Genomic DNA, 9,924 nt, shown 5'->3' with positions numbered 1-9,924 from the left:
AGGGGTGAAGGCGCGAAGCGACTCAGGGGGTGTTTCATTTCATGCCTTGGCAGAAAACAGCCCCGCAGGGCGAAAGCTCAGCACCGCCGCCATCAGGGCGTACATGGCCACCTCGGCGCACAGCGGGCCCAGGTCGGCGGCCACGGCGGGCGGCAGGGTGGCGCGCAGCAGCAGCGGCAAGAAGGCGCGGCCGATGGTGTCCACCAGCCCCACCAGCAGCGCAGCCACGAAGGCCCCGCGCACCGAGCCGATGCCCCCGATGACGATGACCACCAGCGCCGGGATCAGTATGGCCTCGCCCATGCCCACCTGCACCGCCATCAGCGGGCCCATGAGGGCCCCCGCCAGGGCGGCCAGCGCCGCCCCGAGCACGAAGATGCCGCTGAACACGCGCTTGACGCGCACCCCCATCAGCTCGGCCATCCAGCGGTCCGATGCCCCCGCACGCACCAGCATGCCCACGCGGCTGTGGTTGACCAGCAGGTACAACAGGCCAGCCACCAGCACCCCGGCCGCCAGCACGACCAGCCGGTACGAGGGGTAAGGCAGGCCGGCGAACAGCTCCACCGGGCCCGACAGCAGGGCGGGCGTGGGCGCCATCACCGGAGATGGGCCCCATATCATCTTCACCGCATCGTCGGCCACGAGGATCACGCCGAAGGTGGCCAGCACCTGGGCCAGGTGATCGCGCCCGTAGAGGCGGCGCATCAGCGTCACCTCCAACAGCACGGCCACCAGCACCGTGGCGGCCATCGCCACCAGCACCGCCCCCGCGAACGAGCCGCTCTGCACGTGCACCGTGGCCGCCACATAGGCCCCCACCATGAACAACGAGCCGTGCGAGAGGTTCATCACGTCCATGATCCCGAAGACCAGGGTCAGGCCCGCCGCGATCAGGAAGAGCATGAGCCCATAGCCTGCGCCGTTGAGCAGTTGTTCGACGATAAGGATCGGATTCATGGCGTGAAGCAGGTGCGCAGGTGCTGCGGTGGCAAGGTCACTTCAGGGGGCATTGGGCGGAGAACGCGTCGCCGTAGTTCTCGAGCACCGTCTTGATGGTCTTGTTGGTCACGCGGCCTTCGGCGTTCTTGCCGATGGTGCGCAGGTAGAAGTTCTGCACCGGGTAGTGGTTGTTGGCATAGCGGAAGCTGCCGCGCACCGAGGGGAACTGGGCCTTGGCCAGGGCCTTGACCAGGGCCTCGCGGTCGGCCACCTTGCCGCCCACGGCCTTGACAGCCGAGTCCATGGCGCTGATCACATCGAAGGCCTGCGCTGCGTAGATCGAGGGGTAGCGTCCGCCATATTCCTTGCGGAATGCGGCCACGAAGGCCTTGTTGGCCGCGTTGTCCAGGTCATGCGCCCAGTGCGAGGTGTTGAACAGGCCCAGCATGGGTTCGCCCACCGCGCCGATGATGTCCTCGTCGGCCGAGAAGCCGCTGGTCACCAGCATGATGTCCTTGGACAGCCCCGCCCCCACGAACTGCTTGATGAAGTTGATGCCCATGGCACCGGGCAGGAAGAAATACACGGCCTCGGGCTTGGCGGCGCGCAGCTGCGCGAGTTCGGTCGCGTAGTCGATCTGGCCGACCTTGGTGTAGATCTCATCGACCACCGTGCCCTTGAACTTGCGCTTGAAGCCCGTCAGGCCATCCTTGCCGGCGGGGTAGTTGGGGGCGATCAGCACCATGCGGCCAAAGCCGCGGTCGGCCGCGAACTGGCCTGCGGCCTCGTGGTACTGGTCGTTCTGGTAGGCGGTGCCGAAGAAGTAGGCATTGCACTGCGCGCCGGCCAACTGGCTCGGGCCGGCGTTGTTCGACAGGTAGGGCACCTTGGCCGCGAACAGCGTGGGCGCCACGGCCAGCGCCACGTTGGAGGCGATGGGCCCGGTGAACAGGTCGATCTTCTCGCGCTGCACGAAGCGGTCGACCAGTTGCTTGGCCTGGTCGGGGCTGCCGGCCATGTCGGTCTGCACGAACTCCACCGGCTGGCCACCGAGCTTGCCAGCGAGCTGCTTGATGGCCAGGTTGAAGCCATCGCGCGCATCGGCGCCAGGGCCAGAGAACGGACCCGAGATGTCGAGCGCCATGCCGACCTTGATGGGGCCCTGCTGTGCCGCCGCAGTGAAGGTTGCGCAGGCCGCCAAAGTGGCCAGCGCGGCCAGAGCGACTACTTCGAGCCGGTTGCGAAGCGAGGTGCGGGAGAGTTGTGCCATCTTCAATCCTTATCCATCAACAAAAAAGAGAAACAGGTGCCGGGCCGCGGTGCGTCAAAGCCCCACTTCGACGCGCCCTGCCACCACGCGCACCGGGAACGTGCGCACCGCTTCGGTGACAGGCGCCTTGCAAGGCGCCCCCGTGCGGATGTCGAAGGTGCCCTGATGCAAGGGGCATTCCACACAGCCGTCTTCCACCCAGCCGTCGGACAATTTGGCGGCGCCGTGAGTACACAGGTCGTACAGGGCGAAGAGGCCCTCCCCGTCGCGGAACACCGCCACGGGCAGGCCGTCCACCACCACGGGCCACACGGCACCGTCCGGGAAATCCTCGGGCTCGCCCACGTCGTGCCAGGCGGCTACCGCGCCCTGTTCCAGTGCGTTGTCGGTCGTTGTCTGCATGGCGTTGGTCCTCAGATGGGGGTGGCAAGCAAGGTGGCCACGCGCGAGGTGTCGTAGACCACGCGCTTGCTGCGGTAACGCCATTCGTCTTCGTGCAGCACCACCTCGTCGAGGTAGGTGCCGGCCTGGTAGACGCTGGAATCGCCAGCAGTGCCGGTGATCACCACCACGTAGCTCGACTGGGTGTGCACCACGCCGTCCTTGACGGCCGTGATCACCAGCCCCGAGGTGCTGTGGCGGTACACGTGGTCCTCGAAGATGTTGGCGTTGCGCAGCGACAGCACACGGTCGCGCAGCATGCCGGCATTGCGGCAGTACATGATGGGTGCGGGAAAGCCGGCGTCGAAGTTCTCCTTGGGGATGATCTCGTAGCGGCCTTCCTCGACGAAGAAGCCGGGCCACTCTTCGAGGCGGTTGTTGTCCAGCGCGCTCACGTAGCGGTGCTGCAGTTCCAGCAGCTCGGTCCACAGCTGCAGGCGCTCCTGGCGGCTGATGCCGGTGGGGCCGGTGGGGGCGGTGGGGGCGGTGGGGGCGGTGGGGGGAGTCATTGTGGTCATGGTGTGCGGTCCCTCAGTAGCCCATCAGTCCCTGGTAGCCCACCCAGAAGCGGCGGATCAGGTTCTCGGTGATCACGGTGTCCATCTGCTCGGGCGCCTCGCGCGCCATGGCGATGTAGGAGTGCTTGTCGCCGTCGCGCACGGTGCCGCGCTGCACCAGCTCGGTGGCCTCGGTGTCTTCCATGGAGATGTAGCCCGCAGGCCCCACCAGGTTGGCCTGCAGCATGCGCAGCTCGCGCAGCTCGGGTGTGTCGTCGGCATAGCCAAAGAAATGAAACACCAGCTCGAAGTTGCTGGGCCCCTTGGGCAGCAATTGGCGCGCCACCAACGTGTTGTGGATCTGCTGCACCACCAGTTGCGGAAAGATCGGCTGGATGTGGTTGGTGGTCATCTCGTCGAACTCTTGGATCTGGCCGAGCAGCGCGGGCTCTTCGAGCGCAAAGCCTTCATCCATGGAGCGGATGTTCTGGGCGCTGTAGGCCGCGGCGGTATCCGTCTCCACCTCGGGCTTGGTCACGGTGATGATGCTGTGCAGGCCATGGTTCGCATCGGGGATGGAGCGCGCCTTCATCCCCACGCGAAAGATGTTGAAGGTGGTGTGGAACAGGTGCAGCAGGCTGGCGTGGTAGGGGTCTTTCACGTTCTCGAAGTACAGCTTCCAGTTCGACTTGGAGTACTGGCGCGTGCAGCCCAGGTAGACGATGGGTTTGTGGAAGATGCGGTCGATCCACGGGCGCATCTGCTCGCCCAGGTACTCGGGCAGCGCCGGCGTCTCGTCGCTGAAGGTGGCGAAGAGCAGCCCCTTGTAGCTGTCCACGCGCAGTTTCTGCAGGCCATGCTCTTCGGTCTTGAAGTCCTTGGGCATGCCGACCATGCCCTTCTGGCCGCGGCGAAACGGCACGCCCTGCAGGTCGCCGTTGGCGGCAAAGCTCCACTGGTGGTACACGCAGGTGTGGCTGGCGGCGTTGCCGCGCTTTTCACGGCACACCATGGCGCCGCGGTGGGCACAGCGGTTGACCCAGCAGGCCAGCCCGTCGGCCGTGCGCGTAACGACTACAGGGGTGTCGCCGACGAAGGTGGACTTGAAATCGCCCAGGCTCGGGATCTCGGCTTCCAGCCCCAGAAAGCTCCAGACCGGCCCGCGGAAGATGCGCTCCTGCTCGCGGTCGTAGACCTCCTGCGAACTGAACACCCGGTAGGGCACGTTGGAGCCATCGGGCTGCGGAAAATGCACCTGCAGCTGCGCCTTGAGCGAGACGGGCGGCGCAACAGCGACAACGGTGGTTTCGGACATGGGCAAGACCTCTTCGATTGGTATACCTCCATGCTAGAAACGACCGCCCTGCGCCGCTATCCAGTATCGGCACACGAGGCCCCATCGCCTGTCCGGTTCTTGCAAATGTGGGGGAGACGGAACGGATCGGAGGCCGATGGCGCACGCATCTGTCCACACAGGGGCTGCGCAGATCGCAGTCCACGCGGGCCGTGGCAGGCCGAAGGCGTCAGCTACCGGCAGTCTGGCTCGGCAGCTCGCCAAAGCGCTCGCGGTAGTAGCTGGAGAAACGGCCCAGGTGGCCGAAGCCGAACTCCAGCGCCGCGTCGGTCACGCAGTGGCCGGGGCGCTGCTGCAGGCGCGCGCGCACGGCGTCAAGACGCAAGTTGCGCAGCAGCGCCATGGGTGATTCGCCATGGTGGCGCTGGCACAGCATGTTCAGGCCCCGCACGCTCACCCCCGCGGCACGCGCCAAGTCTTCGAGCGCCACCGGCGCACACAGGCGGCTGCGCATATATACGTCCAGTTTGTCCAGGCGACGCACATCACCACCCGCAGCGCTGCCAACAACTCGTTGGTCCATGGAGGCCGTTGTGACAGAGAGTGCAGGCACGCCCTGCGCACACGAGGCCAGGAACAGCGCCACATTGCTTTCCATGTGGTCTACCCAGCGTGCATGCGCGGTGCTTTCTACCGTCTGCTGGCTCACGTGCAGCAGCGACTGCATCAAGAAGTGCCATTGCTGCCCTTGCACTGCAGACAAAGGCAGTAGCGGGTGCGCAAAGGTGGTGTCGCCCACCAGCAATTGAGGCGCCCACGCGCGCAGCAACTGGCACGGAACCTTCAGGATGAGCTGGCGCGCACCCTGTTGCCAGCGCATGTGCAGGTTGTGGCGCGGCGCAATCAGCGCCGCAGCGCCTGCGGGCAAGCGGATGGGTACGCCGTCGGACACCATCTCGGCCGTGCCCGACAGCGACAGGTGCACGAGAACAAAATCATCAAACGGGCGCGGGCGGATCTCGACCTCCGCACCGTATTGCAGCATGAACAGTTGCAGCTGGCGGATGCGCACCTTGGACAGCGAGGTATCCACCGCACCACTGCACCATTTCAGACCGTGGTCCGAAAACTCCCGGGCCACGAGGTCGTGCGAGTCCACCCGCACGTCCGACGTGAACACCGGCCGCCGTTGCAGCGCCGAAAGGTCCAGGGACAAGGAGGACAAGGGAGCCATCAGAAACAAACCTCAACATGGGTGTGGGCGCAGCACATTCAGTGATGGACTGCTTTGATTTGCATCAAAACAGCAATTTCCATACCCAGGGGTATGCCGCCTGACCGCACCACTACCGTACTCACCTCAGCGCCCGTCCACCTCCATGGGCGCCAGCCACCTGTGCGACAGGCCGCCCCTGCAGCACGCTACCTGCAGAAGTAACATGGCAACCCCACCCAATGCCGCCCCGCCCTTGCCGATGCCCGGTGTCGGCGCGCATCCTTGATCCCCACTTGCCCCATCCGCAATCCCTCATGTACGCACCCCGCAAACCCTCCCGCAGCAGCACCCTTGCGCTGCGCCACCTCAACTACCACGTGCGCCACTGGGGCCCCGAGCAGAGCGACCTGCCCCCGCTGGTACTGGTGCATGGGTGGATGGATGTGAGTGCCTCGTACCAGTTCACGGTGGACGCATTGCAGCAAGAGCGGCGCATCATCGCGCCCGACTGGCGCGGCTTCGGCCTCACGTCCAGCGCGCAGGCCGACCACTACTTTTTTGCCGACTACCTGGCCGACCTGGACCTGCTGCTCGACCACTATGCCCCGGGGCAGGCCATCGACCTGGTGGGCCACAGCATGGGTGGCAACGTGGCCATGATGTACGCCGGGGTGCGGCCCGAGCGCGTGCGCAAGCTCGTCAACCTGGAAGGCTTTGGCCTGCCCGCCACGCGGCCCGCGCAGGCGCCCACCCGGTACGCGCAGTGGATCGACGAAATCAAGCAGTTGCACCAGGGCGACAAAAACCTGAAGACCTATGACAGCGCCGACGGCGTGGCCCGCCGCCTCATGAAGACCAACCCGCGCCTGTCTGAAGACAAGGCCCAATGGCTGGCACAGCACTGGGCGCGGCCCAACGCGCAGGGTCTGTGGGAGATCCTGGGGGACCCCGCTCACAAGATCACCAGCGCACAGCTCTTTCGCGCAGACGAGGCCCTGGCCATCTACGAACGCATCACCGCCCCGGTACTGGCCGTTGAAGCCAGCGGTGACAGCCTGAGCCAGTGGTGGAGCGGCAAGTACACGCTGGACGAATACCACCAGCGCCTGACCCATGTGCGCACCTGCCGTACCGCCGTGGTGCACGACGCAGGCCACATGCTGCATCACGACCAGCCCGAACAGGTGGCACAACTGATCGAGCAGTTTTTGAACGAAGCGTGACTGCCTTGGAACGGTCTTGGAGTGGGATTTCAATGAAATTGGCCTCTAGCGCTTATCCAATAAGCGCTAGTAGCTATCATTTTTGAAATTTCACCCGCAAAAACTCTGTGTTTGAGAACGCCGCAGAAGCGGCTTCAGCCCCGTCAGGGGGCATTGATAGGGCTGTGCCCCATCCCATGAGAAAATTGCCGGTTATTCCACCGAACACCTAGGACAAAAATCATGGACGCAGAACGTATCAACAGCATTGGCAACACCCTCTCCGACCTGGCCGTGCGAACGCAAGAGTTACGGAGGTATCTTTGACTTCGATGCCAAATTTGAACGCCTGCGCACGGTAAACGCGTCTCTGGAAGACCCTTCGGTCTGGAACGACCCGAAGAAAGCCCAAGAGCTGGGCAAAGAAAAGAAGTCGCTGGACGGCGTCGTCCTGACGCTGGAAAAGCTCACGCGCGAGCTGGCCGACAACACCGAGCTCTATGACATGAGCAAGGAAGACGGCGACGAAGCTGGCCTGATGGTCATCGAAGCCGAAACCGCCAAGCTCAAGCCCGAGATCGAGCAGCTTGAATTTCGCCGCATGTTCCGCATGGAGGCCGATCCGCTCAACTGCTTTATCGACATCCAGGCAGGTGCCGGTGGCACCGAGGCCTGCGACTGGGCCAGCATGCTGCTGCGCCAGTACCTCAAGTACGCCGAACGCAAGGGCTTCAAGACCACGGTCGAAGAAGAAACGCCGGGCGACGTGGCCGGACTCAAGAGCGCCACGATCAAGGTGGAGGGCGAATACGCCTACGGCCTGCTGCGTACCGAAACCGGCGTGCACCGCCTGGTGCGCAAGAGCCCGTTCGACTCGTCTGGCGGGCGGCACACATCGTTTGCCTCGTTGTTCGTCTACCCTGAAATCGACGACTCCATCGAGATCAACATCAACCCGGCGGACGTGCGCACCGACACCTACCGCGCATCCGGCGCGGGCGGCCAGCACATCAACAAGACCGACTCGGCCGTGCGCCTGACCCACATGCCCACCGGCATCGTGGTGCAGTGCCAGGACGGGCGCAGCCAGCATGGCAACCGCGACATTGCGTGGCAACGCCTGCGCTCCAAGCTGTACGACTTTGAGATGCGCAAACGCCAGGAAGAAGCCCAGAAGCTGGAAGACACCAAGACCGATGTGGGCTGGGGCCATCAGATCCGCAGCTACGTGCTGGACAACAGCCGCATCAAGGACCTGCGCACCAACGTCGAAATATCGGCCACGCAGAAGGTGCTCGATGGCGATCTGGACGCTTTCATTGAAGCCTCTCTGAAGCAAGGCGTCTAAGCAATGCGGATGCGCACCGACGCCATCATCTTTGACATGGACGGCACCATGATCGACTCCATGCCCTGGCACGCCCAGGCGTGGGTCGAATTTGCGCGCCGCCGTGGCATGGACATTGACGTGCCCGACCTGATGGCGCGCACCACGGGCCGTAATGGAACCGAGTGCATCGTCGAACTGCTCGGTCGCGCCGTGTCTCAAGATGAGGCAGACGCGCTCACGCACGAGAAGGAAACCATCTACCGCGAACTGTTTGCCCCGCGCTTTGCCGAGGTGGCGGGCTTTCGCCAGTTTGCGGCGCAGGTGCATGGACGCGGGCTGAAGGTGGCGGTGGGCACAGCGGGCGATATCGGCAATGTGGAATTTGCACTGGGCCACCTGGGCCTGGAACCCGCCCCACAGGTGATCGTGCGCGGCGATGAAGGCTTGCCCGGCAAACCGCAACCTGCCATTTTTCTCGAAGCTGCGCGCCGCATTGCCGCAGCGCCCGAGCACTGCATCGTTTTTGAAGACGCCCCATTCGGCATCGAGGCCGCGCGCCGCGCCGGCATGCGCGCCGTGGCCATCTGCAGCACCCACACGCCCGAGCAATTGGCGGGGCCACACGTGCTGGCCGCCGTGCGCAACTACACCGAACTCATGAACACCGACTTTCTGGAGAGCATCCATGTTGCAACTGCATAACGCAGACGGAAGCGGAGACGCCGCGGGCCCGGCCACCGCCATCCGCCGCGAGGACTACACCGCCCCCGCCTACTGGATCGACAGCGTCGAACTCACCTTCGACCTGGACCCTAACAAGACTCGCGTGCTCAACCGCATGACGCTGCGCCGCAACCCCGACGTGGCCGCGCAGCCGCTCAAGCTGGATGGCGACGACCTGAACTTGGCACGCGTGCTGGTCAACGGCCAGGGCACCTCGTTCAAGATGGAAGGCGCCCGCTTGGTGCTGGAGAATTTGCCAACCATTGAAGAGAACGGCAGCGAGCCCTTCGCGCTGGAAATCTTCACCACCTGCTGCCCTGCCAAGAACACGCAGCTCATGGGCTTGTATGTGAGCCAGGGCACGTTCTTCACGCAGTGCGAGGCCGAGGGCTTCCGGCGCATCACGTACTTCCTGGATCGCCCCGATGTGATGGCCAGCTACACCGTCACGCTGCGCGCCGACAAGGCCCAATACCCCGTACTGCTGTCCAACGGCAATCTGGTGGACAGCGGCGCGCTGGAAGACGGCCGCCACTTTGCCAAGTGGGTGGACCCGCACAAAAAGCCGTGCTACCTGTTCGCCCTGGTCGCAGGCAAGCTGGTGGCGCGCGAGCAGAAGATCAAGAGCCGCTCGGGCACCGATCACCTGCTGCAGGTGTATGTGCGCCCCGGCGACCTGGGCAAGACCGAACACGCCATGAACTCGCTGATGTACAGCGTGGCGTGGGACGAAGCCCGTTTTGGCCTGCCGCTGGACCTGGAGCGCTTCATGATCGTCGCGACCAGCGACTTCAACATGGGCGCCATGGAGAACAAGGGCCTGAACATCTTCAACACGAAGTACGTTCTGGCCAGCGAATCCACCGCCACTGACACCGACTTCGGCAACATCGAAAGCGTGGTCGGCCACGAATACTTCCACAACTGGACGGGCAACCGCGTGACCTGCCGCGACTGGTTCCAGCTGAGCCTGAAGGAAGGCCTCACGGTGTTCCGCGACCAGGAGTTC

At 64.4% G+C, this 9,924-nt stretch carries 10 protein-coding genes; 4 read left to right on the top strand and 6 right to left on the bottom strand.

Annotated features, from left to right (window positions below):
- Positions 1–39: 39 nt before the first annotated feature.
- From ACK41V_RS17955 to ACK41V_RS17930, 6 genes are all read right to left on the bottom strand, one after another.
- A complete protein-coding gene (locus tag ACK41V_RS17955) occupies positions 40–960 on the bottom strand; it encodes a branched-chain amino acid ABC transporter permease (RefSeq protein ID WP_409784265.1) in 921 nt (306 codons plus the stop codon).
- A gap of 37 nt (positions 961–997) precedes the next feature.
- Positions 998–2,212 (bottom strand): ABC transporter substrate-binding protein, encoded by a 1,215-nt coding sequence (locus ACK41V_RS17950; protein WP_409784263.1) that lies wholly within the window; start codon positions 2,210–2,212, stop codon positions 998–1,000.
- 54 nt (positions 2,213–2,266) lie between these two features.
- Positions 2,267–2,614 (bottom strand): anthranilate 1,2-dioxygenase ferredoxin subunit AndAb, encoded by a 348-nt coding sequence (andAb, locus tag ACK41V_RS17945; RefSeq protein WP_409784262.1) that lies wholly within the window; start codon positions 2,612–2,614, stop codon positions 2,267–2,269.
- Positions 2,615–2,625: 11 nt separating this feature from the next.
- Positions 2,626–3,171, bottom strand: a complete 546-nt coding sequence (andAd, locus tag ACK41V_RS17940) for an anthranilate 1,2-dioxygenase small subunit AndAd (RefSeq protein WP_409784261.1) — start codon at positions 3,169–3,171, stop codon at positions 2,626–2,628.
- A gap of 13 nt (positions 3,172–3,184) precedes the next feature.
- Positions 3,185–4,465, bottom strand: a complete 1,281-nt coding sequence (gene andAc, locus ACK41V_RS17935; RefSeq protein ID WP_409784260.1) for an anthranilate 1,2-dioxygenase large subunit AndAc — start codon at positions 4,463–4,465, stop codon at positions 3,185–3,187.
- A 208-nt stretch (positions 4,466–4,673) separates the two neighbouring features.
- Positions 4,674–5,669 carry an AraC family transcriptional regulator gene (locus tag ACK41V_RS17930; RefSeq protein WP_409784259.1) on the bottom strand — a complete coding sequence of 332 codons (996 nt, stop codon included), beginning with the start codon at positions 5,667–5,669 and terminating at the stop codon, positions 4,674–4,676.
- A gap of 305 nt (positions 5,670–5,974) precedes the next feature.
- On the opposite strand from ACK41V_RS17930, the gene ACK41V_RS17925 reads away from it, so the two are divergent.
- The 4 genes from ACK41V_RS17925 to ACK41V_RS17910 form a co-directional block, all read left to right on the top strand.
- The gene (locus tag ACK41V_RS17925) at positions 5,975–6,883 is read left to right on the top strand and encodes an alpha/beta fold hydrolase (protein WP_409784258.1); all 909 of its coding nucleotides are present in this window, start codon (positions 5,975–5,977) and stop codon (positions 6,881–6,883) included.
- Positions 6,884–7,105: 222 nt separating this feature from the next.
- Positions 7,106–8,210, top strand: a protein-coding gene (prfB, locus tag ACK41V_RS17920; protein ID WP_409784256.1) for a peptide chain release factor 2 whose coding sequence is annotated in 2 segments (ribosomal slippage) — positions 7,106–7,186 and positions 7,188–8,210 — 1,104 coding nt in all. Because the reading frame shifts where the segments join, the coding sequence is not laid out codon by codon here.
- Positions 8,211–8,219: 9 nt separating this feature from the next.
- Complete coding sequence (locus ACK41V_RS17915) at positions 8,220–8,894, top strand: HAD family hydrolase (protein ID WP_409784254.1); 675 nt, start codon at positions 8,220–8,222, stop codon at positions 8,892–8,894.
- Positions 8,878–9,924 (top strand): M1 family aminopeptidase (locus ACK41V_RS17910; protein WP_409784253.1); only part of this gene is annotated, 1,047 nt, incomplete at its 3' end. The genes ACK41V_RS17915 and ACK41V_RS17910, both read left to right, overlap by 17 nt.

The organism is Acidovorax sp. (assembly GCF_046291265.1).
Lineage (GTDB): Bacteria > Pseudomonadota > Gammaproteobacteria > Burkholderiales > Burkholderiaceae_C > Acidovorax.
This window is presented reverse-complemented; position numbering and strand designations above follow the sequence as displayed.

Coding starts and splice junctions, on each gene's coding strand:
- andAc (WP_409784260.1), bottom strand. CDS start 4,465: ATGTCCGAAACCACCGTTGTCGCTGTTGCGCCGCCCGTCTCGCTCAAG.
- ACK41V_RS17955 (WP_409784265.1), bottom strand. CDS start 960: ATGAATCCGATCCTTATCGTCGAACAACTGCTCAACGGCGCAGGCTAT.
- ACK41V_RS17915 (WP_409784254.1), top strand. CDS start 8,220: ATGCGCACCGACGCCATCATCTTTGACATGGACGGCACCATGATCGAC.
- ACK41V_RS17925 (WP_409784258.1), top strand. CDS start 5,975: ATGTACGCACCCCGCAAACCCTCCCGCAGCAGCACCCTTGCGCTGCGC.
- andAb (WP_409784262.1), bottom strand. CDS start 2,614: ATGCAGACAACGACCGACAACGCACTGGAACAGGGCGCGGTAGCCGCC.
- ACK41V_RS17950 (WP_409784263.1), bottom strand. CDS start 2,212: ATGGCACAACTCTCCCGCACCTCGCTTCGCAACCGGCTCGAAGTAGTC.
- andAd (WP_409784261.1), bottom strand. CDS start 3,171: ATGACCACAATGACTCCCCCCACCGCCCCCACCGCCCCCACCGCCCCC.